We start from the raw sequence: 26,889 nt of genomic DNA, 5'->3' as shown, positions 1-26,889 counted from the left end.
GTGACTCTCCCCTACTTGCGTGTGGCCCTCGGTCAGGCGGCGGTGCGCACCACGGCGGACAGGCTGTCGGCCCGCAACTGGGCCAGCCGCACCGCGGGCGCGCCCAGTTGGCCGGCCAGCTGTTCGGCCAGACCCAGCCGGACATAGGACGTCTCGCAGTCCACCACCACGGCCGCCGCGCCCTCGGCGACCAGCATCGCGGCGGCCTCGCGCGCCCGCCCGAGCGGGTCCGGACCCCCGGTCGCGCGGCCGTCGGTGAGCACCACCACCAGGCTGCGCCGCGCGCGGTCGCGCGCCTTCTCGCGCACCACGACGTCGCGAGCCGCGAGCAGGCCCTGCGCCAGCGGCGTCTTGCCGCCGGTGTCGAAGCGGGCAAGACGCCGGGAGGCGATGTGCACCGACGACGTCGGCGGCAGCAGCAGCCGGGCCTCCTGCTGCCGGAACGTGATGACGGCGACCTTGTCGCGGCGTTGATAGGCGTCGCGCAGCAGCGACAGCGTGGCGCCGCCGACCGCGGACATCCGGTCGCGCGCGGCCATCGACCCCGACGCGTCCACGACGAAGATCACCAGATTGCCCTCGCGCCCTTCGCGGATCGCGCCCCGCACGTCGCCGGGTTGCGGCCGCGGCCGCCCCGGCTGACGTTGGCGCTCCGCGGCGGCCAGCAGCGTGCCGAACACGTGCACGCCGTGCCCGACCTCACGGTCGGCCGTGGCCGCGACGGTCTTGCCCGTGCGGTTGCGTGCCCGCGATCGACGACCCGGGGTGCCCTCCCCCACCCCGGGCACCACCAGCGAGCGGGTGCGAAACACCGCCGACGGCGGCGCACTGGGTCGCGTCGCGGCATCCGAATTGCTCTGCGGCCGTTCGCCGTTGGCTTCTGCCTCCGACGAACCCCCGCCGGGCGGGTCGGGCTCCGGCTCGTCGTCGGCGGACTCGCCGGCCTGCGCCATCGCCTCGTCGAGCTGATCGGGGTCCAGGCCGGGGTCGTCGAACGGGTCGCGACGCCTGCGGTGCGGCAACGCGAGTTCGGCGGCGACGCGGATGTCCTCCTCGGTCACGTCGTCGGCGCCGCGCCACGCGGCGTGCGCCACGGCCGTCCTTGCGACCACCAGGTCGGCACGCATTCCGTCCACGTCGAACGCCGCACACAACGCCGCGATGCGGCGTAACTCGTTGTCGGGCAGGGAAACCGAGCTCACGATTGCGCGCGCGGCGGCGATGCGGCGGGCCAGCTCGGCGTCGGCGTCGGCATGGCGCTCGGCGAAACCGGCGGGATCGGCCTCGTAGTCCATGCGTTGGCGGATCACGTCGACGCGCACGTCGACGTCGCGGGAGGCGCGCACGTCGACGGTCAGTCCGAACCGGTCCAGCAGCTGCGGCCGCAACTCGCCCTCTTCGGGGTTCATCGTGCCGATCAGCACGAAGCGCGCGTCGTGGCTGTGCGAGACGCCGTCCCGCTCGACGTGCACCCGGCCCATCGCCGCGGCGTCGAGCAGCACGTCGACGAGGTGGTCGTGCAGCAGGTTGACCTCGTCGACGTACAGCACGCCGCCGTGCGCGCGGGCCAACAGGCCCGGCGAGAATGCGTGCTCGCCGTCGCGCAGCACCTTCTGCAGGTCCAGCGAGCCGACCACGCGATCCTCGGTGGCGCCGATCGGCAATTCGACCAGCGACGCACCGTCGACCGCCTCGAGCACCGCCGCCAGACCCCGCACGGCCGTCGACTTGGCGGTGCCCTTCTCCCCGCGAATCAGCACACCCCCGATGTCGGGGCGGATCGCGCACAGCAGCAGCGCCAGCCGCAGCCGGTCGTGCCCGACGATCGCGCTGAACGGATAGCTCACGGCTTCAGCATAGGGACGTGCGGAATGCCGTCCTCGAGGAACTCCTCGCCGTCACGGACGAAGCCGAGGCGGGCGTACATCTCGGCCAGGTAGGTCTGCGCGTCGATCCGGCACGGGTAGTCGCCGACCTCGGCCAGGGCGGCCTGCAGCAGCCGGGTGGTGTGGCCGTGCCCCCTCGCATCGCGCTTGGTGCACACCCGCCCGATGCGGAAGCCCTTGTGCCCGCCCGGATGTTCCTCCATCAGCCGCAGCGTTGAAATGACTTCCCCCGCAGACGTTTCCAGCCAGAAGTGCCGCGTCTCTGCCAGCAGATCGCGGCCGTCGAGTTCGGGGTACGGACACGCCTGCTCGACGACGAAGACCTCGACCCGCAGCTTCAACAGCTCGTAGAGCATCGCGGCGTCAAGGTCGGCGGACCAGCTGCGGCGCAGCGCGACCGTCATCCGGTCGCCACTGCCGCGGGCGCGTCGAGCCGCAGCACCCGGGTGCCGTGTGACCACACTTCGTCGAACAGCGCGGGCTCGTCGGCCAACTGGTGGCCCAGCGACGGCACCATCTCCTCAAGCCTGGGCAGCCACGCCTCGTAGCGCTGCGGGAAGCAGCGCGCCATGACGTCGAACATCGCGGGAACGGCCGTCGACGCGCCGGGCGAGGCCCCGAGCAGTCCGGCGATCGTGCCGTCGGCGGCCGCCAGCACGGTGGTGCCGAAGTCGAGCACGCCCTTGCCGCCCTTACCGCAGATGACCTGCACCCGCTGGCCGGCGACGTTGAGTTCCCAGTCCGATTCCCTTGCCCCCGGCGCGAATTCGCGCAGCGAGTCGATACGTTCGGCGTCCGACAGCATCAACTGGCCGACCAGGTACTTCAACAGCCCGAACTGGGTGAGCCCGACGTTGACCAGCGACGCGAAGTTGGTCAGGGTGATCGACTCGGGCAGGTCGAAGACGTCGCCCTGCTTGAGGAACTTCGGCGACCAGCCGGCGAACGGCCCGAACAGCAGCCACGACTTGCCGTTGATGACGCGGGCGTCCAGGTGCGGCACCGACATCGGCGGCGCACCGACCGGCGGCTGGCCGTAGACCTTCGCCTTGTGATCCGCCGTCAGCGCAGGCACGTCCGTGCGCAGGAACTTGCCGCTCACCGGAAAACCACCGAAGCCCTTGGCCTCCTTCATGCCCGCCTTCTGCAGCAGGTTCAGCGCCCCGCCGCCGGCGCCTACGAAGACGAACTTGCTGCTCAGCTTGCTGGTCCGGCCGGTGCGCAGGTTCTCCACCTTGAGCGTCCACGAGCCGTCGGACTGCTGGCGCAGGTCCCGCACCTCGTGGCCGAACCGCGTGGTCATGCCCCGTTGGGCGGCGTAGCCGATGAGCTGGCGCGACAGCGAACCGAAGTCGACGTCGGTCCCCTCCTGCGTCCAATTCAGCGCCACCGGTTCGGAGAAGTCGCGCCTGGCGGCCATCAACGGCAGTCGGCGGGCGAACTCGTCGCGGTCGTCGATGTATTCCATCGTGCCGAACAGCGGATTGGCCGCCAGGGCGTCGTAGCGGCGGCGCAGATAGCCGACGTTGTCGGCGCCGTGCACGAAGCTGACGTGCGGGGTGGGGTTGAGGAAGCTGCGCGCGTCGGCGACGAGGCCGTTCTCCACGGCGTAGGCCCAGAACTGGCGCGTCACCTGGAACTGCTCGTTGACGCGCACGGCCTTGGTGATGTCGATCGAACCGTCGGGTTTCTGCGGGGTGTAGTTGAGCTCGCACAGCGCGGAATGGCCCGTGCCCGCGTTGTTCCATGCGTCGGTGCTCTCGGCGGCCGCACCGTCGAGCCGCTCGATGAGCGTGATCGACCAGTTGGGCTCCAGCAGCCGCAGCAGGGCCCCGAGCGTGGCGCTCATGATGCCCGCACCGACCAGCACGACGTCGGTCTTGGTCAGGTCCTCAGACACGATCCTCAGGTTATCCCGCGCTGCGCGATCTCAATCACGCCGTCGCCGGCGACCCGGCACCCTCGGCGTGGGCGACTAGGGTTGCTGTCGTGCCTGAATGGGAGGCGGATGTGCTGCCCGGATACCGGAAGCACACGATGGCGCTCGGCATGGATCCCGACGGGGAGGGCGAGCTCGTCGCCACCCTCGTGCGCCGCGAGAATCCCGACCGGTCGGCCGCACGGGCGGTGCTGCTGGTGCACGGGTTCACCGATTATTTCTTCAACACCGAACTCGACGACCATCTCACGGCGCGCGGATTCGCCGTCTACGCGGTCGACCTGCACAAATGCGGACGTTCCTGGCGAGAGGGGCAGACCCCTCACTTCACCACCGACCTGGCGCGCTACGACACCGAACTCGAGCGCGCGCTCGACGTCATCGCCGGCGAGGCGCCGGCCGACGTGCTGGTGTGCGGGCACTCGGCCGGCGGGCTCGTCGTGTCGCTGTGGCTGGACCGGTTGCGCCGACGCGGCCTCACCCGGCGCAAGGGGGTCACCGGCCTCATGCTCAACAGCCCTTGGCTGGACCTGCAGGGCCCCGCGATTCTGCGTACCGCACCGACCGGCGCGGCGATCCGCGCGGCGTCACGGCTGCGCAAGCTGATGGTGGTGCGCTCACCGACCGAGGGCGGCTACGGCACGACGCTGCACCGCGACTACCACGGCGACTTCGACTACGACCTGAAGTGGAAGCCGGTCGGCGGGTTCCCGGTCACGCTCGGCTGGATCCACGCGATCCGCCGCGGGCACGCGACGCTGCACCGCGGCTTGGACGTCGGCGTGCCGAACCTGATCCTGCGCTCGGACCGCAGCGTGCGCGAGGTGAGGGACCCCCGAAAAATCGAAGAGATCCAGCGTGGTGACGCGGTGCTCGACGTCAACCAGATCGCCCGCTGGGCCGGATGCATCGGGAACCGCACCACCGTCGTACCGGTCCCCGACGCCAAACACGACGTGTTCCTGTCGGTCACGGAGGCACGGCAGGCGGCCTACCGCGAGCTGGACCGCTGGCTGGAGTGGTACGTCGGCGAAACATCCGACACACCTGGACAATTCGAGGAAAGCTGAGCACCATGACGCACTTCGACATCGCGATCATCGGGACCGGGTCGGGCAACTCCATCCTCAGCGAGCGCTACCTCGACAAGACGGTGGCGATCTGTGAGGAGGGCGTCTTCGGCGGCACCTGCCTCAACGTCGGATGCATCCCGACGAAGATGTTCGTCTACGCGGCGGGAGTGGCCCAACAGGCGAGGGAGTCTTCGCTATACGGCGTCGACGCGCATGTCGACGGGGTCCGCTGGCCCGACATGGTGTCGCGGGTCTTCGGACGCATCGACCCACTGGCGTTGGGCGGCGAGAACTACCGTCGCTCCTCACCGAACGTGGAGGTGTTCGCCAGCCACACCCGCTTCGGGCCGACGAAACCCGACGGCCGTCATACGCTGCGCACCGAAGACGGCGACGAGTTCACCGCCGATCAGGTTGTCATCGCGGCGGGTTCGCGGGCGGTGGTGCCCGAGGCCGTCACCGCCTGCGGGGTGCCCTACCACACCAGCGACACGATCATGCGGATCGACGACGTCCCCGAGCATCTGATCATCATCGGCGGCGGGTTCATCGCCTGCGAGTTCGCCCACGTCTTCTCCTCGTTGGGCAGCCATGTGACGCTGCTGCTGCGCGGAAGCACGTTGCTGCGCGGGCATGACGACGACATCGCCATGCGCTTCACCGACATCGCCGCCAAGAAGTGGGAGATCCGCAACCACCACGAACTGGCCGACGCGCGAGCGGTCGGCGACGGTGTCGAGGTCACCTGCACCGACGGGGCGAAGATGCGCGGCGACACCCTGCTGGTCGCCACGGGCCGCACTCCCAACGGCGACCTCCTCGACGCCGAACAGGCCGGTGTGAAGGTCACCGCGAGCGGGCAGGTCGTCGTCGACGAGTTCCAACGCACCACGGCGCGCGGCATTTTCGCGCTCGGCGACGTGTCGTCGGACCACCAACTCAAACACGTCGCCAACCACGAGGCCCGCGTCGTCAAGCACAACCTCCTGCAGGACTGGGAGGACACTGAGGCGATGATGCCGGCCAACCACCGACATGTGCCGTCGGCGGTGTTCACCGACCCGCAGATCGCCAGTGTGGGGTTGACCGAGAACCAGGCCCGCGCACAGGGTTACACCATCAAGGTCAAGATCCAGGATTTCAGCGACGTCGCCTACGGGTGGGCGATGGAGGACACCACCGGCATCGCCAAGATCATCGTCGACGACGAGTCCGGGCTCATCCTCGGCGCGCACATCATGGGCCACCAGGCGTCGTCGTTGATCCAGCCCGTCATCCAGGCGATGGCGTTCGACCTGCCGGCTCGGGACATGGCCCGCGGACAGTACTGGATCCACCCCGCGCTGCCGGAGGTCATCGAGAACGCACTGCTGGCGCTCTGCGGCGAACCGCCGTGGCCGCCGTCACGGCGTCACTAAGACGTTGACGCCCAGCGGCTTTCGACCCGGCCGAGACGCCAGATCGCCACGGCGATCACCCAGGCCCCGACCAGCAGCCCGACGATCAGGAAACCGACGAACTCGAGGTCGGCCGACCCGATCGCGGCCAGCGGACCCGACTCGATCCCGAGGCGATCCGTAACGAGCCCGGCGAGCACGATCACGCCGATGACCAACGCGACGACCACCGACAGCACCGTCACCGTCAGGTTGTAATAGACCTTGCGAACCGGCTGCAGGAATGCCCAGCCGTAGGCCCTCGACATGAGGATGCCGTCGAGCGCGTCGAACAAGCTCATCCCCGCCGCGAAGAGAACCGGCAACACCAGGATGGCGTACCACGGCAGCGTGAAGGCGGCGGTTCCGGCGGCCAGCACCAACAGCGCCACTTGGGTCGCGGTGTCGAACCCCAGCCCCATCAGCAAGCCGACCGGGTACAGGTGCCACGGCTTGCTCACCCGGCGCATCACCCGGGAGAACAAGCGGGCGAGAAGACCGCGTTGCTCGAGTTGGCGTTCGAGTTCGGCCTCGTCGTAATCGCCGCTGCGCATGCGGCGGAAGACCTTCGCGATGCCCACCGCGGCGAACAGGTTGGACAGCCCGATCAGGATGAGGAAGGTGCCGGCCACCAAGGAGCCCACCAGGCCGAGGGTCTGCAGCAGCGGCGAATCCTCGTCCTGCACGGGTCCGACCACGGCACGCACGCCGATCGCCAGGAGCAACGCCAAGCCGAAGACGACGGTGGAATGGCCCAGCGAGAACCAGAAGCCGGCCGAGAGGGATCGTTTGCCCTCGCCGACGAGCTTCCGAGTCGTGTTGTCGATCACCGCGATGTGGTCGGCGTCGAACGCATGCCGCACGCCGAGCAGGTATGCGGTCACGCCCAACCCGACACCGAACACGCCCGCCGAGCCGAGCGTGATGTGTTGCGGCGCCACGCCGAAGACGAGCACCGCCCAACCGAACAGGTGCAGCAGCAGAACAACCGCGCCCATCGCGGCGATCGTCGTCCAATCCGTGCCGTCGAGCCGGTTGCGAACGGATGCGGGTGCCTGCTCGACGACGACCATCTCTCGACCCTATGCGCGCGCGGCGTCACCTGTCTAGCTGAACACATGTTCATGCGCGCGAGCGCCGCTCGGAGCTGCGGCGAGCAGCCGCCGGACCTCGGCGACACCCTCGACGGCGGTCTCGTGCCGGTCGGCGCAGGCGATGATGTTGAACCTCGAGCAGGCCGCCCCGATGTACAGGTGCAGGAACTCGGCCACCTCCTCGGCCGTCCCGTACGGCGAATAGCGCTCGAAGGGTTCGAACGGCATCCGGTAGAAGCTGCGCATGCCCGACGCGAGCGGTTCGCGCGCCGCGGTGCGCGTCGGACCGAAGCCGCACCAGACGTTGAGCGCATGCTCGAAACCGCTCGGGTCCCGCTGCGCGTCGTCCGCGTGCTCGGCGACCCGGTCGGTCACCGCACCGAACCGGCCCGCCGAGACCCAGATACCCAGCCAGCCGTCGCCGAACCGACCGGCCCGCCGCACCGCGGCCTCGGACCGGCCACCGACGATCAGCGGGATCCGCGGTGTGGGCGCCGGATGGATCTGCGCCGCCCGCAGTGAGAAGAACTCGCCGTCGAAATCGACTGGGCCGCCGTCGGACAGCGCCCGCAGGACCTGCAGCGACTCGTCCATTCGCCGGCCGATCGTGCGCGGATCCACCCCGCAGATCTCCACTTCGTGCCGGTCGTCGCCGCCGAGGCCGACTCCGAGGATGAGCCTGCCCGGGGCCAACTCCGCGATGCTGGAAAGTTGACGCGCCACGGTCACCGGGTGCCGCAGCGGCAGCAGGTACAGCGCGACGTAACACGACAACCGCCGGTAATGGGTCAGCACCGATGCCGCGTTGATCAGGGCATCGGAGCCGGCGCCCACCCGGAAGCTCACGTGGTCGTTGACGCAGACATGGTCGACGTCCGATTCGGCGATGTGATTCAGCGCCGCACCGGAAGCGTCGTTCGCCCCGGCGAAGGCACCCACCGGAGCGAACATCCCGATTCGCGTCATGGTCAGCGCTTGGTCGCGGTGACCAACAGGTATTCCGCGTCGTAGGCGGTGCGTTCCGGCCCGCCGGCCCGGTTCCACTCGGCGAGGAAGCTCAGGAAATCGCCGTCCAGGGCGGCCACCCGGTCGGGCTGGTCCTGGTTGAACCGGTACGCCGCGATGGTCGGCCCGTAGTTGCGCTTCCAGTACTCCCGGAACTCGATCGGCGTCGCACAGTGGTCGATGTGCACCGTCTGGCGCCGCATCGTCAGGTCGGTGACGCGGTCGGCGAACAGCGTGCGCAGGTGGTCCTCGCTGCCCCACAGCGGCGGCGGGCCTGCTCCGGGAGGCGGCGGCGGCGCGTACGGCTTCATCGTCGCGAACAACTTGCCGATGAACCCCTCGGGGGTCCAGTTGATCATCCCGATGGTGCCGCCGGGACGGACCACCCGCACCAGTTCGTCGGCGGTCGCCTGATGATGCGGGGCGAACATCGCGCCCACGCAGGACATTACGACGTCGAAGCTGTTGTCGGCGAACGGCAACGCCTCGGCGTCGGCCTCGACCCATTCGAGTTGCACACCGCGCTCGGCGGCGAGGCGACGGCCGGCGTCGAACAGTTCGGGGGTCAGATCGCTGGCCGTGACGACGGCTCCCGCGGCTGCGGCCGGGATGGCCGCGTTGCCCGATCCGGCGGCGACGTCGAGTACCCGGTCGCCGGGTTTGATCGCGCAGGCCCGGACGAGTTCGGGCCCCAGTGCGGGGATCAGTTCGGCCGCGACGGCCGGGTAGTCACCCGACGCCCACAGCGCGCGGTGTTTGGCCTTGAGGGCTCGGTCCGCTTCGAGGTCGGTGGTGGTCATCTCGGAATCTCCTTCGCTGTCGATTGGTGCACTTCACAGAGTGGTTGGCCGGCTTTCGGCGCTCCTTCGGGAAGCGTGAAATGGCCTGGTCATCGGACTATCCGTCGGCCCCGTCGGCTCCGCTGCCGCCGTTGCTGGTGGTTCCCGCCCCTCCGGTGCCGCCTGTTCCGCCCTGGCCACCGACGCCGCCGTCGCCGCCGTCGCCGCCGCTGCCGCCGTGACCGTTGCCCAGCGGTGAACGGCCGGTGCCGCCCGTGCCCCCGTCCCCGCCGTCGGAGCCGAAGCCGCCGTTTCCGCCGACACCGCCGTGCCCGCCGTACGCGGAGCCGTTCGTGGTCGAGCCGTTACCTCCGGCCCCGCCCTGGCCGCCGTCGCCGCCCAGCACGCCGCCGTCGCCCCCCTGACCGCCTTCGCCGGCGTAGCTGACATCCTTCGTGCCGATCACCGTGCCGCCCGCGCCGCCGTCGCCGCCGTTGCCGGATGCCAGACTGTCGCCGCCGTCGCCCCCGATACCACCGACGGCGGCGCCGTTGTTGCTCAGTGCGTAGCCCCCGCCTCCTCCGTTGCCGCCCGCGCCGAAGACGGCAGCGCCGCCGTCACCGGCATTGCCGCCGAAAGCCGTGCCTTGGGAGACCGCAGCGTCGCCGCCTAGGCCGCCGTTGCCGGCCGCCCCGAAAACGCCTGCAGCACCGCCATTGCCGCCCGCTCCGCCGGTCGCCGTTCCGGTCGTGACGTCCGCGACGCCACCCCTGCCGCCGTCGCCACCGCGCCCGGACAGCAGGCCACCGCGGCCGCCGTTGCCGCCTGCGGCCGCGGTGATATCCCCACTGCCGCCCGCGTTGCCGCCGTTGCCGCCCGCGCCGCCGACACCGAACAGGCCCGCGTCGCCGCCGTTCCCGCCTTTCTGACCGGCCAGGCCGTCGCCGCCGCGTCCGCCGTTGCCGAACAGCAGGCCGCCCCGGCCGCCGGCCTGCCCGGGTGCTCCCGGTGCGCCGTTGCCGATGAGGAGGCCGCCGTTCTCGCCCGGCTCGTCGCCGTTGCTGACGAAGACTCCGACCAGCGCCGCCACGAAGTCGGCGCCGGCCACCGGTTGCAGTCCGGTGATCGGTTGTGCGGCGCCGCGATTCGTATCGCGGGCGACCGCGGCTGGGAGCGCCTGGACCGAGGCGCGCGCGACCGTCCGCCGCGCCGGCGATCCCGACAGGGCCACCAGGGGCGAGTCGGGTCCCTCGTCAGCGGCGGGTGCCGCGTTGCCGTGATCGGCGACCGTCGCACGGGCAGGCGCAGCCCCGGTGTACGACGCAGGCGCCGCGGCGTGCACTGCGAACACCGCTGTCCTCGCCGGCGCCACGACGGGTTCGGCTGTCGCAGCGACGGGTTCGCTCGAGTGCGAGACGTGGTGCATGGTCACCGCTCGGGTGGCCGCAGCCTGGTCCGTCACGGTCGGCGTCGCCGACGTCGGGACGACGACACCGCCGACGCCGAGTGCGATGGCGAGGGCTCCGACGCGCCCGATGCAGGGATAGCGGTTCATTGTCAGCTCCGAAGGTCGAGGGGATGGCACCCCGGTTGGTCGATGCCCAGACCGTCGTACGCGGTCGTGTGGCAGAGCTGACGAAGGTCTGAAATCCGCAGGTCGAGACCGTCTGCGGCTCAGAAGCGGAGCAACGCCTCGCGGGCGTGTGCGACGGCTTCGACGCCGGTGACGGCGGCCTTGTCGGCGACCTCGCCCGATTCGAGCGGTGACTGCCTGCCCGCACCGATCAGGGCCCGATGCAGCACCATCGCGTCGTCCGCCGCACCGATGCGGATCAGGAACCGCGTGACGTACCGCAGGTTGAGCCACTGCTGGCTCCAGTCCCCCACCCGGTCCCAGTGGTCCAGGACGACGACGAAATCCCGCGCGGCCTCTGCGGGCTCGCCGTGCACGCCACGCGTCGCCGCCGCCTCCATCAGCGCGATGCCGTGCCACCAGAAGTTCTGCACCGCCGCCGCCAGCGCGGCCGCCTCGTCGAACAACGCCAGCGCGGCGTCCGGGTCGGACTTCTTGAGCACCAGGCCCAGCGCGTAGCGCGCCATTGACCGTGCCGTGGGGTTGCGCGTGGCTTCGGCGACCTGCACCGCCTCCTGTGCCGCGGCGCGGCCCGCCTCGGGGGTGCGCAGCGCGGCCTGACAGATCGCCACGTAGAACAGCGTCCACACCAGCCGGATCGGGTCCTCGTCGCGACGGGCCAGCTGCATCTCGGTTTCGTAGTGCGCCAGCGCGGTCTCGGGATCCCCTTCGTAGAGGGCCACATCGGCGAGCACGTCACCCGGGTACGCGACGCGGCCGTTGCCGCGGCCGGGACGGTGCCCGTCGGCGAGCGAGGCCAGCGCCCTGGCCCGGGACTGATCGCCACGGTTCCACGCCCCGCGCGCGGCGAATCCGACCGCTGCGGCGAACAGCGGATGCTCGGCACCGACGGCTTGCAGCGCACGCTCGGCCCACCCCGATGTCTCGAACCCAATTCGCAGATGGACGAACTCGGACAGCGAGGTCACCAGCCGCAGCGCCGAGTCGACGTCGCCGGCGGCCATGGCGTGTTCGAACGCCGCGCGCAGGTTGTCATAGTCGGGCAGCATCCGGTCCACCCACGCCTTCTCGTCGGCGGTGTGCATACCGGCAGCCGCGGTCTGCGCCAGGTCGGTGAAGTAGGCCGTGTGCCGGGCAGCGACGGCGTCGGCCATCCCCAGCTCGGCCAGCCGCTCCCGACCGTAGGCCCGCAGCGTCTCCAACACGACGTAGCGGGTCCTGTCGAGGCCGCCGCGCACCGACACCATCGACTTGTCCACCAGGCCGGTCAGCAGATCGAGGGTGTCGTCCTCCGTCACGTCGTCGTCGCCGCACACCCCGTGCGCCGCCTCGAGGTCGAACCCGCCCGCGAACACCGACAGCCGCATGAACAGCGCCTGCTCGGGCGGCGCGAGCAGTTGATAGGACCAGTCGATCGTCGCCGCGAGGCTCTGCTGCCGGGGCAGCGCGCCCCGAACACCGCCCCGCAGCAGGCGCAGACTGTCCAGCCGCCGGGCCAGGTCGAGGCTGCTCATCACCCGAATCCTGGCCGCGGCCAACTCGATTGCCAGTGGCAGGCCGTCGAGCTGTCGGCAGATCTCGGCAACGGCTCCGACGGGCTCGTTGTCGAGGTCGAAGTCCGGCCGCCCCGCGCGGGCGCGGTCGGCGAACAGCACCGCGGCATCCTCGACGTCCAACGGAGGCACCGCCACGAGGCGCTCACCGACGACGCCGAGCGCCTCCCGGCTGGTAGCCAGCACGCTCACCCGCGGGCAGCGTGTGACGATCCGGTCGACGAGTGCGGCGGCGGCGTCGAGCAGATGCTCGCAGTTGTCGACGATCAGCAGCAGTTCGCGGGTGCCCAGGTACTCGATCACCGTTTCGTCGATGTCGAGCCCCTGGCGCTGCTGAAGTCGAAGCGCGGCGGCCACCGCGTGCCCGACTGCGGCGCCGTCGTCCAGCGGTGCCAGCTCGCACAGGAAGACACCGTCGCCGAAGCGCTCGCCCACACGCGCCGCTACCTCGAGCGCCAGCCGGGTCTTGCCGACCCCGCCGACACCCGTCAGCGTCAACAGCGGGCCGTCGGAGAACGCAGCGCAGATCCGCTCCAACTCGGCCTGGCGCCCGATGAAGGTGGTCAGCCGGCGCGGAAGGGCTGTGGACGGCCGCTGCTCCGACGGCGGTGCGACGGGCGCGGCGGGCGCGGCGGCGGTCGCGACGGGCGGGGCATCCCGGTCGCCGTCGAGGATCCGCTGGTAGGCGTCGCGAAGCGGGCGGCTGGGATCCACCCCCAGTTCCTCGACCAGTCGGTCGCGCATCTGCCGGAAGGTGTCCAGGGCCTGCGCCTGCCGACCGCTGCGGTACTGGGCCAGCATCAGTTGCGCCGCGAGGCGTTCGTCGAGCGGGTGGGCGAGCAGCGCGGCGGTGAGCTCCCCGACTATCTGGGCGTGCCGCCCGGCCGCGAGCGCCGCGTCGTTGCGGTCGAGCACGACCGAGAACCTTTCCACCTCAAGCGAATTGCGTATTTCGGAGAGCCAGGGGGTGTCCAGCGAGGCGAACGGTTCACCGCGCCACAGCTGCAGGGCCTCGTCGAACAGCGCCGCGGCCTCGGCGGGATCGGTTGCTTCCCTGGCGCTCGACACCAGTCGGCGGAAGCGGTGCAGGTCGACCGTCGACGCGTTGGTCGACAGCAGGTATCCGCCGGGCTGACGCAGGATCTGGACGTCGTCGATGTCGGCGAACAGGTTGCGCAGCCGGGACATGTAGGCCGCGAGCGCGTTTCGGGCGTTGTGCGGGGGCTCGTCCGCCCACACCCGGTCGATCAGCTGGTCCGTCGAGACCGCGTGGTTGACGTCGACCAGCAGCGCGACCAGCACGCAGCGCTGGCGGACGTGGCCGATCTCGAGGCGCTGCCCGTCGAGGCAGGCCTCGACGTCGCCCAGCAACCGGAACTCCACCGCCACGCGGTACAGCTTGCTCCACGTCACCTGCGAGTGTCTGGCGAACGGTGCAGTGGGCTTGGCCTGCACATTTCAGGAATGCCGCACCGTCGCCGAACCGTCGCGGCGCACGGTGGTCGCGAACCACAAAGCGGCCCTTGCGGGCCCACTACCAAGAAGGAAGTAAGCAGATGACCGAGCGCAAGAAGCTCATGACACTGGTGGGCGGCCTCGCGGTGTACACCGCCACCGCCGGCCTGTCGCTCGGCGTGGCGCCGGCCTCGGCCGCCCCGTCGCCCAGTCCCGGTTCGATGCTCACGATCGTCGACCAGAACATCACCGGGGCGGGTTTCAACCGGGTGATCGTGCAAGGCGTGTATCCGATGCAGGAGCCCGACGCGGTGGGGTACCTCAACAACCTCACCGCGGGTTGCGGCGGGATGCACTACATCGTCTGGGGTGACGACGGCAACGAGCAGTACCTGTTCGACCGCAATTATCCCGGCGTCCACGAGGACATCGACGGCTTCCTCAGGGCGACGGACCGCGGGCTGGAGTACCTGCAGCAGTTCGTCGTGCCGGCAAGCGTTCTCGACGAGGACCCCGACGGCACCGACGAGGTGTTCGTTCGGGCCCGCTTCGTCGACGGCGACTGCGGCAGCCGTGTGCAGAACACCAATGTGGTGACCGGCGAGTTCTGACACTCGCTTCATGGGAGCGAACCCTCCCTGGACCCTTGGCCTCTCCTGGAAAGGTCGTGCCGCTGGCTCAGCCGTATCGCCCGAGCATCGTGCGTGCCAGGTGGACCGCCTCGGGACCGCTGAGGACGACGCCCTTTATCGGCGGACGGCCGACCAATTGGGCATCGCTCAGTGGTGGTTCGTGACCGGCGGCCACGACTGCCCGGTGCAGGGCGACCGCCTCCTCGTCGGCGCCGAGGCGGACCAGGAACCGGGCGGCGGAGCGCAGCGTATCCCACTGCTGGGGAAGCATTCCGGGGCCGCCGTGGCACCAGTGGTCGAGCGTGTCGATCAGCACCCGTGCGGCGGCAGTCGGATCGCCGTGTGCCGCCCTGATGGCGGCAGACTCCGTCCAGGCGACACCGACCAGCCAATTGTTCTCCACCGACCCCGCCAGTTCGACCGCTTCGTGGAGCACTGTCAGCGCCCGGTCCGGATCCGCCTCGGCCAACGCGCGGCCCAACGCGCAGCGGGCCATCGACCGGGCGGTCGGATTGGCCGTCGTCTCGGCGACTTTCAGCGCTTCCTGAGCGACCGGCAGGCCCGCCTCGCGCTGGTGCAATGCAGCGTGGCTGATCGTGATGTTGTAGAGGATCCATGTGAGCCGGTGCGCGTCGTTACCGCCGCGGGCACCCACCGCCTCGTTCTCGTAGTGCGCAAGGGTCGACGCGGCGCCGCCCTCGTAGAGGGCCGCATCCGCCAGCACGTCACCCGGATAGCCGAGATAGGAGGCGCCCGGCGGGGGCGGGCGCTCGCGGGCCAGAGCGGCCAGCGAGCGTGCCCGCGGCATATCGTCCAGGACCCATGCCGCGCGCGCCGCGACACCGACGGCGGCGGGAAAGAGCGGATGGTCTGGATCGGCGAGGCCGACGACGCGGTCGACCCAGACCGAAGAGTGGTACCCAATGCGGTTCATCACTTCCAGCAGCGAGGTGACCAAGCACAACGCCAGGTCGATGTCGCCCTCGGCCAGCACACGTTCAAACGCCGTCCGGACGTTGTCGTAGTCGGGCGCGGTGAAGGTACTTCGCGCGTTGGGCACCATCCGCCGCACCCATGCCGGTTCGTCGACACCGCGCATCCCACGCTCGGCCCGCTGGATCAACTCGATGTAGTACCGCGCATGACGCGAGGCAATCTTGTCTTCGATTCCACTGTGGTACAGCAACTCTCGCCCATAGGTGCGGAGCGTCTCGAGTACCCCGTAGCGGGTGACACCGCCGAGCCCACCGCGCACCGTCACCATCGACTTGTCGACCAGCCCCGTCAATAGGTCGAGTGTGTCGTCTTCGGTTGCACCGTCCTCCGTGCACACCGCGTGGACGGCATCGAGGTCGAAACTGCCTGCGAATATCGACAACCGGGCAAAGAGCGTCTGTTCCGCTTCGTCCAATAGCCGGTAGGACCAGTCGATGGTGGCGGCGACACTCTGCTGTCGCGGATGGGCTCCGCGACTTCCGCCGCGCAGAAGCCGCAGCCGGTCGAGCCGACGCGCGACGTCGAGGCTGCCCATCACCCGCATGCGCGCCGCGGCGAGCTCGATCGCGAGCGGGACGCCGTCGAGCCGGCGGCATATCTCGGCCACCGCTCCGACGGGTTCGCGGTCGAGGTCGAAATCGGGTCTGATCGACTTGGCGCGGTCAGCGAACAGGCGAGCGGCCTCATGTGTGGGCAGTGGGTCGACGGGCAGCAGCCGCTCCCCCTCGATCCCGAGCGGCTCCCGGCTCGTGGCCAGCACCGCGGCCTGCGGGCAGTGGCGGGTGATCCGGTCGACGAGCCGTGCCGCACCGTCGAGCAGGTGTTCACAGTTGTCCATGACCAGCAGCAGTCGGCGCCCGCGCAGGTGGTCGATCACCGCCTCGTCGATCCCGATGCCCGCCCGCGGACGCAACCACAGCGTCGCCGCGACCGCATGGCCCACCGCGGCGGCGTCGTCGACCGGAGCGAGTTCGACGATCCAGACGCCGTCCGGAAACGCACCCTGCAGGCGGTGTGCCGCCTCGAAGGCGAGCGTCGTCTTGCCGACGCCGCCCACGCCGGTCAGCGTGACGAGGGGGGCTGCGGCCAGGGCGCGTGCGACCTCGTCGAGTTCGCGTTCACGGCCCACCAGGCTGGCCACCCGCCGCGGCAGGGCCGGCGGGGTACGACGGCCCTGCGCCGGCGCTGATTCGGGCACCGTCGCGGGGTCGGCGGCGACGGGTTCGGCCGCCGCCTCGCCGTCGAGAATGTGCTCGTGCATCCGCCGCAGCCCGGGACCCGGATCCACGCCGAGTTCCTCGACCAGCCGATTGCGCACCGTCCGATAGGTTTCCAGCGCATCGGCCTGCCGGCCGCTGCGGTACTGCGCCAACATCATCTGCCCGGCCACACGCTCGTCGAGCGGATTGGCCTGCAGGGTTCTCGCCAGCTCGGCGAGCAGACCGCCGTGGCGGCCGGCGTCGATGGCAGCGTCGTTGCGGTCCAGCTGGACCGCGAACCGTTCGGCCTCGAGCGCGGTTCGCATGTCGTCGGCCCACGGCGTCTCCAACGAGGCAAACGGCACACCGCCCCACAGGCTCAGCGCACGCTCGAAAAGCGTTGCGGCGTCCGAGGAACGGTCCGCGCGCCGTGCCGTGGCGACCAGGTCCCGGAAGATGTGCAGATCGATCGAGCCGGCGACCGCCGACAGCGTGTACCCACCCGGTCCGCGGACGATCGCGACGTCATCGGGGAGCACCTGCCGGAGTCGGGAGATGTAGGCGGCCAGCGCATTGCGGGCCCGGTGCGGGGGGTCGTCGGCCCACACGCGGTCGATGAGCTGAGCGGGAGACACGGGCCGGTTCACGTCGACGAGCAGGCAGGCCAGCACACACCGCTGCCGGGCATGCCCGATATCGAGGGGTTGCCCCTCCACGAGGGCCTCCACCTCACCCAGCAGACGGAACTCGACCGACATCGGTGTCCAGCGTTCCCCAGATGGAGGCGCTGCGCGGGGTAAACAACCCGAATGGCGCCTGCCGTGAGTGCAGGCGCCATTCGGGGCGATGGTGCTAGCCGTCAGCACCGTCCGCGCCGTTCTGACCGTTCGTGCTGCCCGGTCCTCCGCTGCCTGTGCCTCCTGTGCCACCGGTGCCACCAGAGGCGCCGCTGCCGCCGGCGCCGCCATCCCCGCCCGGTCCCCCTTCGGCCTGCCCGGTCGTCGACTTCGCGGTGCCGCCGTCACCCCCGTCGCCTCCGGGCGAACCGGGCCCACCGTCGCCTCCGTTGGCACCGAAACCGGCCTTGGCCCCACCCGACTCGCTGGTGGCGTTGCCGCCGTCGCCTCCCTTGCCGCCTGCTCCGCCGAAATCGCCGCCGTTCCCTCCGACTCCGCCGCCGTTGGCGGCACCGAAGCCGCTGCCCGATGTGACGTACCCGCCCCTACCGCCGTCCCCGCCGGCACCGTAGATGTCCGCGTCGGCGCCGACGCCACCACCGCCGCTGTAGGCCGTGCCCGACCCGGTGCCCGCGTTGCCGCCCTGACCGCCGTTGCCGCCGTCGCCGAACGCGCCCGATGCACCTCCGTTGCCACCGTCACCGCCGTAGGCGGTGCCACCCTGGGTCTCCGCGTATCCACCAGGTCCGCCGTTCCCGCCGTTCCCGCTGATCGTGCCGCCGGCTCCGCCGTTCCCGCCGCGGCCGGCGACCGCGTTGGCGGCGTTCTGGACAACCGAGGCTCCGCCGGTCCCGCCGACACCGCCGTTGCCGAACACGCCGGCGTTGCCGCCGTTGCCGCCGGCCGCGCCGGCGCCGCCGTATCCGCCCGCACCGCCGTTGCCGAAGATTCCGCCGTCACCTCCGTTGCCCCCCTTTTGACCGCTCACCGTGCCGTCGCCGCCCTTGCCGCCGTTGCCGAACAACAGGCCGCCACGACCGCCGTTCTGGCCGGGGCCGCCGCGCGCCCCATTGCCGATGAGCAACCCGCCGTTCTCGCCCGGTTCGTCACCGTTGCTGATGAAGACCGAGATGAGCGCGGTGATCGGGTCTCCGCCGGGAGCCAAGTTGGTTCCGCTCGGCTGAAACGCCATGGCGCTCGACGACCCGACGCCGGTCGGCGCGGCAATGGTATGCCGGGTCGCGGGCTTGAACACCAAGGCGCCCGGCCCCTGCGCGAGCCGCGTCTGAGCAGCGAAAGCGGGTTCCCGCGAGGGGTTTTCGGCTGACCGCAACGACACATCCGAGGCCGGTCCCAGCGACTTGCCCCCAGCCGGTTGCGCGGTCTTCCGGGCCGGTGTGCCGCCTCCGGGCGACGCGGCCCCCGCCGAGGTCGCCGGTGGCGCTTGCCACGCGCCGGGTATCACGCTGTCGGCCGCGGGTGCCGCAACCGCCAGTTGCACACTTACGCGTTCGGGTGGCGTGACGGTGTAGGCGCCGGGCGGCGCGAACGCGATGCCGACGCCCAGGGTCAGCGCCAGCGTTCCGATCCACCCCCCGTGGCGGGCGGGTGTGACAGGGCGCCCGGTGGTATTGATGATGATCGCGGAACTCGTCATTTTCCTGCTCCCCGGGTCGACGGCCTCTCACCGGCCGATGTGGACCGTCTCACCGTGCCGGGCCGCGGTGTAGTGACTGTTGCGCCGCGATTAAATCAGCAGGTCAGGCGCTTGACTGTGCATCTCAGAACTGGCTCCGAGCCCTGGAGCGCGCGGTCCGGGTGCAGTCCGGTCAGCCGTGCCGAGCGCCGATCCAGTGCAGGAGATCGTGGACGATCTCGTCCTCCAGCCGGTAGCTCACGGCCCGGCCGACTCGCGTCGATGTCACCCAGCCCTGCTGCCGGAGTACTCGAAGTGCCTGTGACACAGCGTTCTCCGAGCGGTTCAACACCGCGGCCAGGTCACCGACGCAGATGCCCGGCGCCCGATGCAGGGTGAGCAGGATCTCCAAGCGGTTCGGATCGGAGAGCAGGTCGAAGCGCTGGGTCCACACGGCGGTGTCGACGTCGGCCAGCGCCGAGGACGCACGGTCCACCGTCGACTGGCTTCCTGGCTCGCTCACGTGTCTCAATGTAAACCCGTTGCGCACGCTCGCGGGTGGACGAACGCGCAACATGCCGCGCACTCAGTCGAGGAAGCCGTGCAGCAGGGCGGCCGAGCCGGCGACGTGGGCGCGCATGGCTTCGGCGGCACCGCCTCCGTCGCCGGCGAGGATCGCCATGACGATGGCCTCGTGCTGCTCGTCGGAGTGCGCGATGTTGCGCGACAGCAGCGGTATCTGGTCGAGAAGGGCGTTGAGCCGCATCCGGTTCTCCGCGACGAGCGGCACCAGCGACGGTGACCCAGCCGCCTCGGCGATCGCCAGGTGCAACCGGGAATCGAGGCGCCGGTAGTCATCCGGCGCGGCGCCGCGCACGTCGGTGAGTCGCGACCACAACGTCTCCCGCTCGGCCGCGGTGAGGGTGCGGGCGGCCGCCATGCGCGCCGCGCCGGTCTCCAGGATCTCGCGCAGCCGCAGCGCGTCGTCGATCTCCGCACGGGTGATGCCGGCCGCGCTGCCCGTGTGCCGCGGCAGCTCGTCGGCCAGGAACGTGCCGCCGTAGCGGCCGCGCCGCGACACCAGGTAGCCCGCGTCGGCCAGCGACTTGATTGCTTCCCGGACCGTGTCGCGGCTGACGCCGAGCCGTGCGGCGAGTTCGCGCTCCGGCGGCAGGCACTCCCCGGGCCGCAGCACGCCGAGCCGGATCGTCTGCAGCAGCCGCCCGACGGTGTCCTCGAACGCGTTGCCCGGCCGTACCGGTCGCAGCAGAGCTTCGGCCGCCGCCTCGGCGGCGATGCCTGCCTGGGACAGTGGAGCGTCCGGGTGGGCCGACATGGCTCTACAGCGGCGTGACGTAGTGGCCGCTGATGCCGCCGTCGACCAGGAACGACGACGCGGTGATGAAGGAGGCGTCGTCGCTGGCCAGGAAGGCGACCGCGGCGGCGAGTTCTTCCGGCTCGGCGAACCGGCCGACCGGGACGTGCACCAGCCGCCGCGCCGCGCGCTCGGGATCCTTGGCGAACAGCTCCTGCAGCAGGGGCGTGTTCACCGGACCGGGGCACAGGGCGTTGACGCGGATGCCTTGGCGCGCGTACTGCACGCCGAGTTCGCGCGACATCGCAAGCACCCCGCCCTTGGACGCGGTGTAGGAGATCTGCGACGTCGCCGAACCCATCACCGCGACAAAGGAAGCGGTGTTGATGATCGAGCCCTTCTGCTGGGGCACCATGTGGCGCAGCGCCGCCTTGCAGCACAGGAAGACCGACTTGAGGTTGACGTCCTGCACGCGCTGCCACGCGTCGAGTCCGGTGTGCTCGATCAGGTCGTCCTCGGGCGGCGAGATGCCGGCGTTGTTGAACGCGATGTCGACCGATCCGTGAGCCTTGGCGGCGGTGTCGAAGAGCATGTCGACGGCCACCTCGTCGGAGACGTCCACCGGCACGAAGGTTCCGCCGAGTTCGTCGGCCACCTCCTTGCCAGCGGCCGGGTCGATGTCACCGACCACGACGGTCGCGCCCTCGGCGTGCATGCGCCGCGCCGCGGCCAGGCCGATGCCGCTGGCGCCGCCGGTGATCACGGCGACCTTGCCCGCCAGCCGTTGAGTCAGATCCATCTAGGGTGCCTCCTGCACAGCGATGAACACGTTCTTGGTCTCGGTGAACGACAGCGGCGCGTCCGGCCCGAGCTCACGGCCGAGGCCCGACTGCTTGAACCCGCCGAACGGCGTGTTGTAGCGCACCGACGAATGCGAATTGACCGACAGGTTCCCGGATTCCACCGCCCGTGACACCCGCAGCGCCCGCGATAGGTTGTCGGTCCAGATCGAGCCGGACAACCCGTAGGGGGTGTCGTTGGCGAGCGTGATCGCGTCGGCCTCGTCGTCGAAGGGCAGCACCGTGACCACGGGGCCGAAGATCTCCTCGCGCACCGTGCGGTCGGTGCGCTGCGGCGTGAGCACCGTCGGCGGGAACCAGTACCCGGGTCCGGACGGCGCGGCACCGCGGAAGGCCACCGGGGCGTCGTCGGGCACGAACGAGGCGACGGTGTCCCAGTGTGCTTTCGACACCAGCGGACCCATCTCGGTGTCCTTGACCCGCGGATCGCCCACCACGACGCCCTTGACCGCGGCCTCGAACAGCTCCATGAATCGGTCGTAAACGGTGCGCTGCACCAGGATTCGGCTGCGCGCGCAGCAGTCCTGGCCCGCGTTGTCGAACACGCCGTACGGGGCGGTGGCCGCCGCCTGCTCGAGGTCGCAGTCGTCGAACACGATGTTGGCGCTCTTGCCGCCCAGTTCGAGCGTGACGCGCTTGACCTGCCGGGCCGCGCCCGCCATCACCCGGGTGCCGACCTCCGTGGATCCGGTGAACACGATCTTGCGCACATCGGGATGGCTGACGAACCGCTCCCCGACCACCGAGCCCTTACCCGGCAGCACACGGAACAGGTCGGCGGGGATACCCGCCTCGACGGCCAGCTCCCCGAGCCGCAGAGTGGTCAGCGGCGTCCACTCGGCGGGTTTGATCAGCACGGCGTTGCCCGCGGCCAGCGCAGGCGCGAAGCCCCAGGACGCGATGGTCATCGGGAAGTTCCACGGGGTGATGACACCGACAACGCCGAGGGGCTCGTTGAACGTGACGTCGAGTCCGCCGGCGACCGGAATCTGCTTGCCCGACAAGCGCTCCGGCGTGGCGGAATAGAACTGCAGCACGTCACGGACGTGACCGGCCTCCCACTTCGCGTTGCCGATCGGATGCCCGGAGTTGGCGACCTCGAGCGCGGCCAACTCGTCGACGTGCGCATCCACGGTGGCGGCGAACGCCCGCAACGCGGCGGCCCGTTCGGCGGGGGCCAGGCGGGCCCAATCCCGTTGCGCGACCCTGGCGCGCGCGACCGCGTCATCGACGGCGTCCTCGTCGGTCCGCTCGACCGTGCGCAGCATCTCCTCGGTCGCGGGATTGATGACCTCGGATACGTTCACGCTCGTCCCTTCTCCTTCGCGTATGCGGTCGCCGCCTCGACGACCGCCGCGAACAACCGCAGATCGTCGAGGCGTTCCTCGGGATGCCACTGCACGGCCAGCACCCAAGTGTCCGGGTAGCGTGCCCGGTCGATCTCGACCGCCTCGATCACGCCGTCCTCGTCGCGGGCGCTGACGATCAGCCCGTCGCCCAGTGTGTCGATGGCCTGGTGGTGATAGCACTGGGCGTCCGACGATTCGCCGATCAGCCCCGCCAGCCGGGTGCCCTCGACGATGCGCACCGTCGACGTGGTGAACATCGCGTTGCCCTGCTGGTGGCGGGTGTGGCCGATGACGTCGGGCAGGTGCTGGTGCAGCGTGCCGCCCATCGCGACGTTGAGCACCTGGGCGCCGCGGCAGATGCCCAGCACCGGCAGGGTCCGCCGCAGCGCGCCGCGCACCAGCGCGAACTCGAACGCGTCACGGCGGCGGTTGTCCTCGGTGGGCTCGTCGGTGGCCGGGTGCGGGTCCTGGCCGTAGCAGGCGGGCGCGACGTCCCGGCCGCCGGTGAGGATCAGCCCGTCGATGCCGTCGAGCACCCGGTCGGCGATCTGGCCGTCGACCGGTTGCGGCGGCAGCAGCACCGAGATGCCACCCGCCAGCTCCACACCCTCGAAGTAGATGGCGGGCAGGAAGCTGGCGCGCACATCCCACACCCCGGTCTGGGCCTGCTGCAGATACGTCGTGAGCCCGAGCACCGGCCGCACGTCAGAGCCGTTCAAAACCCCGCGTCCTCTCCCAGTCGGTGATCGCGGAGTTGAACGCGGCCAGTTCGACGCGGGCGTTGTTGAGGTAGTGCTCGACGACGTCGTCGCCGAACGCCGCGCGGGCCACCTCGGACTTGTCGAAGAGCGTGACGGCCTCGCCTAGCGTCGTCGGAAGCCGTTCGGCGCCACTGGTGTACGCGTTGCCCTCCAGCGCTTCCGGCAGGTCGAGTTCCTCGTCGATACCGTGCAACCCGCCGGCGATCAGCGCGGCAACGGCCAGGTACTGGTTGACGTCGCCGCCGGGCGTCCGGCACTCCATGCGCATGCCGTGGCCGTGCCCGACGACGCGCAGCGCGCAGGTGCGGTTGTCCATGCCCCACGCGATCGCGGTGGGCGCGAAGCTGCCGTCGACAAACCGCTTGTAGGAGTTGATGTTCGGCGCATAGAAGAGCGTCAGCTCGCGCAGCGTCGCCAGCTGTCCGGCGACGAAGCTGCGGAACATCGGCGACATCCCCAGCGGATCCTCGGCATCGGCGAAGACGGCCGACCCGTCGTCACCGCGCAGCGAGATGTGGATGTGGCAGCTGTTGCCTTCGCGCTCATCGAATTTCGCCATGAACGTCAGGCTCTTGCCGTGCTGGTCGGCGATCTCCTTGGCACCGTTCTTGTAGATGGTGTGGTTGTCGCAGGTGACCCGCGCATGGTCGTAGCGGAACGCGATCTCCTGCTGGCCGAGGTTGCACTCGCCCTTGACGCCTTCGCAGTACATGCCCGCCCCGGTCATGCCGCGCCGGATGTCCCGCAGCAGCGGTTCCATCCGGGTTCCGGCGTGGATCGCGTAGTCGACGTTGTAGTCGGAGGCCGGCGTCAACCCGCGGTAGCCCTTCGCCCACGCGTCGCGGTAGCCGTCGTCGAACACCATGAACTCGAGCTCGGTGCCGACGTAGGGCACCAGCCCGCGCTCGGCCAGCCGGTCGATCTGGCGGTTGAGGATGCTGCGCGGCGCCTGGCGAACAGGGCGGACGTCGGGCCCCTCCGAATCCCACGACAGGTCGGCCATCACCAGTGCCGTGCCGGGCAACCACGGGAGCACCCGCAGGGTGCTGAAGTCCGGTGTCATCACCATGTCGCCATAGCCGGTTTCCCAGCTTGAGATCGCGTACCCGTCAACGGTGTTCATGTCCACGTCGACGGCGAGCAGGTAGTTGCAGCACTCCGCGCCGTGCTCGGCGACGTCCTCGACGAACAGCCGGGCCGAGACCCGCTTGCCGGTCAGCCTGCCCTGCATGTCGCAGAACGCGACGATCACCGTGTCGATGTCACCGGCGGCGACCATGCGCTCGAGGTCGGCCTGCGACACCATGCCCGACGAGGTGCTCATTCGCTGGGGTTCCTTCCTCGATGGTGGAGACGACGCGAGATTGACGAGTAGTCAACCATTGACGGTTGTCGAGCCCGGTGTTCACCCAAGTCTTTTACACAATCGTCACCGCCAAAGGTAGGACGCCAGACCTTTGGCCAGTCTATTCTCCGTATGCCTCACAACTGCAAGAAGGAGCGAACGCCAATGGCCGACGAGAAGAAGAAGTCCTCGGGAGGCGTCACCTACCAGCAGGCCGGCGCCGAGTACTTCGAGAAGCGCAAGCTGCTGCGCACCGCGGGCTTCTGGGGGCTGTGGGGCATCGGGGTCGCCGCGGTCATCTCCGGCGACTTCTCCGGCTGGAACTTCGGCATCGGCGAGGCAGGCTGGGGCGGCCTGGCGATCGCGTCGGTCGTGATCATCGTCATGTACTTCGGCATGTTGTTCTCCATCGGCGAGATGGCCGCCGCGATGCCGCACACCGGCGGCGCGTATTCCTTTGCGCGAGCGGCGATGGGCCCGTGGGGCGGCTTCGTCACCGGGTTCGCCGAGACCATCGAATACGTCTTCACCACCGCGGTGATCGTCTACTTCTCGGCCAGCTACGCCGACGCGGTGACCACCGAACTGTTCGGATTGTCGATGCCGAGCTGGGTGTGGTGGATCATCCTGTACGCCATCTTCGTCGGGTTGAACGCGGTGGGCGCGGAGGTGTCGTTCAAGTTCGCGATCACCGTTGCGGTCATCTCCATCGGCATCCTGGTGCTGTTCGCCGTGATGGCCGTCGCCAACGGCGCCATCGACTTCTCGAAGCTGTTCGACATCGCGGCGGACCCGAACGCGGCGGGTTCCAGCACGTTCCTTCCGTTCGGCGTCCTCGGCATCCTCTACGCCCTGCCGTTCGCGATCTGGTTCTTCCTCGGCATCGAGGAACTCCCGCTGGCCGCCGAGGAATCGCACAACCCGAGCAAGGACATCCCCAGGGCCGGTATCTGGGGCCTGATCACGCTCGTCGCCACCGGGTCGATCGTGTTCTTCCTCAACCCCGCGGTGACCGGCGCCGAGGCGCTCGGCTCGTCCGACGAACCACTGCTCGACGGCTTCCGCGCGTTCCTGCCCGCCGGCTGGGCGGCGGTGCTCTCGGCGTTCGCACTGATCGGCCTGCTAGCGAGCCTGCAGGGCATCATGTACGCCTACGCCCGCAATATGTTTTCACTGAGCCGGGCCGGCTACTACCCGAAGCCGCTGTCGCTCACGGGCTCTCGGCAGACGCCGTACGTCGCACTGATCACCGGCGCGGTGATCGGGTTCGTCGCACTGCTCATCGTCAACGTCAACGAGGGCGCCGGAGACGTGGTGCTCTACGTCGCGGTCTGGGGCGCGGTGCTGGCCTACGGGCTGCAGATGATCTCCTTCGTGCTGCTGCGCCGCAAGTTCCCCAACGCGCGGCGGCCGTGGGTCAGCCCGACGGGCAACGCGGGTGCGATCGTAGCGCTGATCATCGCCGCGCTGGCCTTCGTCGGTGTGCTGTTGAACCCGGACTATCAGACCGCGGTCATCGCCATCATCGTCTTCTACGTCATCGGCCTGCTGGTGTTCGGGCTCTACACCCGCCACCGACTGGTGCTCTCGCCCGAGGAGGAGTACGCGGTGACCGGCGGCCTGCACGGGTACGACCCGGAGGCAGAGGGTCTCGGCGGCACCATCGAGGACGAGATCCTCAAGGGCCACACCGACTGACTCAGCCGGGCCGGCCCGTCAGCGCGCGGTACAGCGTCTCGGCGAACGCGTTGCGCGACAGCCCGGGCCGGGCCATCACGCCGGGGGCGCCGATGTGCAGCTGGTGCATGCCGACCGTCACGGTCAGCGCCAGCGTCGCCCGTCGGCGAGCCTCGCGCCGGTCCGCACCGAGCTCGACGAGCAGGTCGGTGACGTAGTCCAGCCGGCGGCCGACCACCCGCTCCACCGACGCCGTCACGCCCTCCTGCTCGGCCTGCAGGTACAGCAGCAGCTCCCCGGGCGGCTGCGCGCGGTCGAAGGTCGTCGACACCGTCGCGAGCAGGCGCCGCAGCTTCTCGTCGGCGGTGGCACCGCGCTCGGACTCGGCGATGATCGCCGCGGTGCTCTGCGCCTCCCACTCGGCGATCACGGCCTCCACCAACGCCTTCCGGTCGGTGAAGTGCCAGTAGAACGAACCCTTCGAGACGCCGAGCGTGCGGGCGATCGCCTCGACTCGGACCGCCGCTGGTCCACCGCGCCGCAACGCCGCCAGCGCCGCCTGCGTCCAGGTGTGCACCGTCACACCGCGATTCGGGGCCGACGCCCTTCCACTTGCCATCGCCACACG

21 protein-coding genes are annotated in these 26,889 nt (G+C 70.1%); 4 read left to right on the top strand and 17 right to left on the bottom strand.

What is annotated here, in order from left to right:
• Nucleotides 1–32: 32 nt before the first annotated feature.
• Genes ABGB19_RS03820 through mqo form a run of 3 tightly spaced genes read right to left on the bottom strand, consistent with a single transcriptional unit; the run spans nucleotide 33 to nucleotide 3,786 of the window.
• Nucleotides 33–1,847, bottom strand: coding sequence for a magnesium chelatase subunit D family protein (locus ABGB19_RS03820; protein ID WP_347684151.1), 1,815 nt, complete (start codon nucleotides 1,845–1,847; stop codon nucleotides 33–35).
• Complete coding sequence (locus tag ABGB19_RS03815) at nucleotides 1,844–2,290, bottom strand: GNAT family N-acetyltransferase (RefSeq protein ID WP_347684149.1); 447 nt, start codon at nucleotides 2,288–2,290, stop codon at nucleotides 1,844–1,846. Before ABGB19_RS03815 ends, ABGB19_RS03820 begins: the two co-directional genes overlap by 4 nt.
• A complete protein-coding gene (mqo, locus tag ABGB19_RS03810) occupies nucleotides 2,287–3,786 on the bottom strand; it encodes a malate dehydrogenase (quinone) (protein ID WP_347684147.1) in 1,500 nt (499 codons plus the stop codon). The genes ABGB19_RS03815 and mqo overlap by 4 nt, the downstream gene beginning before the upstream one ends.
• An 89-nt stretch (nucleotides 3,787–3,875) precedes the next feature.
• On the opposite strand from mqo, the gene ABGB19_RS03805 reads away from it, so the two are divergent.
• On the top strand, nucleotides 3,876–4,895 hold the full coding sequence (locus ABGB19_RS03805) for an alpha/beta hydrolase (RefSeq protein WP_347684145.1): 1,020 nt from the start codon (nucleotides 3,876–3,878) through the stop codon (nucleotides 4,893–4,895).
• Nucleotides 4,896–4,900: 5 nt separating this feature from the next.
• Nucleotides 4,901–6,316 carry a mycothione reductase gene (mtr, locus tag ABGB19_RS03800; protein WP_347684143.1) on the top strand — a complete coding sequence of 472 codons (1,416 nt, stop codon included), beginning with the start codon at nucleotides 4,901–4,903 and terminating at the stop codon, nucleotides 6,314–6,316.
• On the opposite strand, the gene ABGB19_RS03795 is transcribed toward mtr, so the two are convergent.
• From ABGB19_RS03795 to ABGB19_RS03775, 5 genes are all read right to left on the bottom strand, one after another.
• Nucleotides 6,313–7,407: a HoxN/HupN/NixA family nickel/cobalt transporter gene (locus ABGB19_RS03795; RefSeq protein ID WP_347684141.1), complete on the bottom strand. Its 1,095-nt coding sequence runs from the start codon at nucleotides 7,405–7,407 to the stop codon at nucleotides 6,313–6,315. The genes mtr and ABGB19_RS03795 overlap by 4 nt on opposite strands.
• 33 nt (nucleotides 7,408–7,440) lie before the next feature.
• A complete protein-coding gene (locus ABGB19_RS03790) occupies nucleotides 7,441–8,394 on the bottom strand; it encodes an LLM class flavin-dependent oxidoreductase (protein WP_347684139.1) in 954 nt (317 codons plus the stop codon).
• A gap of 2 nt (nucleotides 8,395–8,396) precedes the next feature.
• Nucleotides 8,397–9,233 (bottom strand): methyltransferase domain-containing protein, encoded by an 837-nt coding sequence (locus ABGB19_RS03785; protein ID WP_347684137.1) that lies wholly within the window; start codon nucleotides 9,231–9,233, stop codon nucleotides 8,397–8,399.
• 97 nt (nucleotides 9,234–9,330) lie between these two features.
• Nucleotides 9,331–10,767, bottom strand: coding sequence for a PGRS repeat-containing protein (locus ABGB19_RS03780; RefSeq protein ID WP_347684135.1), 1,437 nt, complete (start codon nucleotides 10,765–10,767; stop codon nucleotides 9,331–9,333).
• 119 nt (nucleotides 10,768–10,886) lie between these two features.
• The gene (locus ABGB19_RS03775; RefSeq protein ID WP_347684132.1) at nucleotides 10,887–13,772 is read right to left on the bottom strand and encodes a BTAD domain-containing putative transcriptional regulator; all 2,886 of its coding nucleotides are present in this window, start codon (nucleotides 13,770–13,772) and stop codon (nucleotides 10,887–10,889) included.
• A 143-nt stretch (nucleotides 13,773–13,915) separates the two neighbouring features.
• Here ABGB19_RS03775 and ABGB19_RS03770 point away from each other — a divergent pair, with 143 nt between their 5' ends.
• On the top strand, nucleotides 13,916–14,425 hold the full coding sequence (locus tag ABGB19_RS03770; RefSeq protein WP_347684127.1) for a hypothetical protein: 510 nt from the start codon (nucleotides 13,916–13,918) through the stop codon (nucleotides 14,423–14,425).
• Nucleotides 14,426–14,492: 67 nt separating this feature from the next.
• Here ABGB19_RS03770 and ABGB19_RS03765 read toward each other — a convergent pair whose 3' ends face one another.
• The 8 genes from ABGB19_RS03765 to ABGB19_RS03730 form a co-directional block, all read right to left on the bottom strand.
• Nucleotides 14,493–17,399, bottom strand: coding sequence for a BTAD domain-containing putative transcriptional regulator (locus tag ABGB19_RS03765; protein WP_347684125.1), 2,907 nt, complete (start codon nucleotides 17,397–17,399; stop codon nucleotides 14,493–14,495).
• Between the two features lie 94 nt (nucleotides 17,400–17,493).
• Nucleotides 17,494–18,975 (bottom strand): PGRS repeat-containing protein, encoded by a 1,482-nt coding sequence (locus ABGB19_RS03760; protein WP_347684123.1) that lies wholly within the window; start codon nucleotides 18,973–18,975, stop codon nucleotides 17,494–17,496.
• A gap of 172 nt (nucleotides 18,976–19,147) precedes the next feature.
• The gene (locus ABGB19_RS03755; protein WP_347684121.1) at nucleotides 19,148–19,477 is read right to left on the bottom strand and encodes a metalloregulator ArsR/SmtB family transcription factor; all 330 of its coding nucleotides are present in this window, start codon (nucleotides 19,475–19,477) and stop codon (nucleotides 19,148–19,150) included.
• A gap of 63 nt (nucleotides 19,478–19,540) precedes the next feature.
• Nucleotides 19,541–20,290, bottom strand: coding sequence for an FCD domain-containing protein (locus ABGB19_RS03750; RefSeq protein WP_347684119.1), 750 nt, complete (start codon nucleotides 20,288–20,290; stop codon nucleotides 19,541–19,543).
• Nucleotides 20,291–20,294: 4 nt separating this feature from the next.
• On the bottom strand, nucleotides 20,295–21,068 hold the full coding sequence (locus tag ABGB19_RS03745; protein ID WP_347684117.1) for a 3-oxoacyl-ACP reductase: 774 nt from the start codon (nucleotides 21,066–21,068) through the stop codon (nucleotides 20,295–20,297).
• Nucleotides 21,069–22,436, bottom strand: coding sequence for an aldehyde dehydrogenase family protein (locus ABGB19_RS03740; protein ID WP_347684115.1), 1,368 nt, complete (start codon nucleotides 22,434–22,436; stop codon nucleotides 21,069–21,071). It lies immediately after the preceding gene.
• Nucleotides 22,433–23,197, bottom strand: coding sequence for a gamma-glutamyl-gamma-aminobutyrate hydrolase family protein (locus tag ABGB19_RS03735; protein ID WP_347684113.1), 765 nt, complete (start codon nucleotides 23,195–23,197; stop codon nucleotides 22,433–22,435). Before ABGB19_RS03735 ends, ABGB19_RS03740 begins: the two co-directional genes overlap by 4 nt.
• A complete protein-coding gene (locus ABGB19_RS03730) occupies nucleotides 23,184–24,563 on the bottom strand; it encodes a glutamine synthetase family protein (protein ID WP_347684111.1) in 1,380 nt (459 codons plus the stop codon). Before ABGB19_RS03730 ends, ABGB19_RS03735 begins: the two co-directional genes overlap by 14 nt.
• A gap of 186 nt (nucleotides 24,564–24,749) precedes the next feature.
• Here ABGB19_RS03730 and ABGB19_RS03725 point away from each other — a divergent pair, with 186 nt between their 5' ends.
• Complete coding sequence (locus ABGB19_RS03725; protein ID WP_347684109.1) at nucleotides 24,750–26,282, top strand: amino acid permease; 1,533 nt, start codon at nucleotides 24,750–24,752, stop codon at nucleotides 26,280–26,282.
• A gap of 1 nt (nucleotide 26,283) precedes the next feature.
• Here ABGB19_RS03725 and ABGB19_RS03720 read toward each other — a convergent pair whose 3' ends face one another.
• Nucleotides 26,284–26,880, bottom strand: a complete 597-nt coding sequence (locus ABGB19_RS03720; protein WP_347684107.1) for a TetR/AcrR family transcriptional regulator — start codon at nucleotides 26,878–26,880, stop codon at nucleotides 26,284–26,286.
• Between the last annotated feature and the right edge of the window lie 9 nt (nucleotides 26,881–26,889).

It is taken from the genome of Mycobacterium sp. B14F4, from assembly GCF_039871645.1.
Classification (GTDB): Bacteria; Actinomycetota; Actinomycetes; order Mycobacteriales; family Mycobacteriaceae; genus Mycobacterium.
Note: the sequence above shows the minus strand (reverse complement) of the source record. Positions and strands in the feature narration are given on the sequence as shown.

Excerpts from the sequence above, each read along its gene's own strand:
- ABGB19_RS03815 (WP_347684149.1), bottom strand. The coding sequence starts at position 2,290 with ATGACGGTCGCGCTGCGCCGCAGCTGGTCCGCCGACCTTGACGCCGCG.
- mtr (WP_347684143.1), top strand. The coding sequence starts at position 4,901 with ATGACGCACTTCGACATCGCGATCATCGGGACCGGGTCGGGCAACTCC.
- ABGB19_RS03795 (WP_347684141.1), bottom strand. The coding sequence starts at position 7,407 with ATGGTCGTCGTCGAGCAGGCACCCGCATCCGTTCGCAACCGGCTCGAC.
- ABGB19_RS03790 (WP_347684139.1), bottom strand. The coding sequence starts at position 8,394 with ATGACGCGAATCGGGATGTTCGCTCCGGTGGGTGCCTTCGCCGGGGCG.
- ABGB19_RS03785 (WP_347684137.1), bottom strand. The coding sequence starts at position 9,233 with ATGACCACCACCGACCTCGAAGCGGACCGAGCCCTCAAGGCCAAACAC.
- ABGB19_RS03780 (WP_347684135.1), bottom strand. The coding sequence starts at position 10,767 with ATGAACCGCTATCCCTGCATCGGGCGCGTCGGAGCCCTCGCCATCGCA.
- ABGB19_RS03770 (WP_347684127.1), top strand. The coding sequence starts at position 13,916 with ATGACCGAGCGCAAGAAGCTCATGACACTGGTGGGCGGCCTCGCGGTG.
- ABGB19_RS03765 (WP_347684125.1), bottom strand. The coding sequence starts at position 17,399 with ATGTCGGTCGAGTTCCGTCTGCTGGGTGAGGTGGAGGCCCTCGTGGAG.
- ABGB19_RS03760 (WP_347684123.1), bottom strand. The coding sequence starts at position 18,975 with ATGACGAGTTCCGCGATCATCATCAATACCACCGGGCGCCCTGTCACA.
- ABGB19_RS03750 (WP_347684119.1), bottom strand. The coding sequence starts at position 20,290 with ATGTCGGCCCACCCGGACGCTCCACTGTCCCAGGCAGGCATCGCCGCC.
- ABGB19_RS03745 (WP_347684117.1), bottom strand. The coding sequence starts at position 21,068 with ATGGATCTGACTCAACGGCTGGCGGGCAAGGTCGCCGTGATCACCGGC.
- ABGB19_RS03730 (WP_347684111.1), bottom strand. The coding sequence starts at position 24,563 with ATGAGCACCTCGTCGGGCATGGTGTCGCAGGCCGACCTCGAGCGCATG.
- ABGB19_RS03725 (WP_347684109.1), top strand. The coding sequence starts at position 24,750 with ATGGCCGACGAGAAGAAGAAGTCCTCGGGAGGCGTCACCTACCAGCAG.
- ABGB19_RS03720 (WP_347684107.1), bottom strand. The coding sequence starts at position 26,880 with ATGGCAAGTGGAAGGGCGTCGGCCCCGAATCGCGGTGTGACGGTGCAC.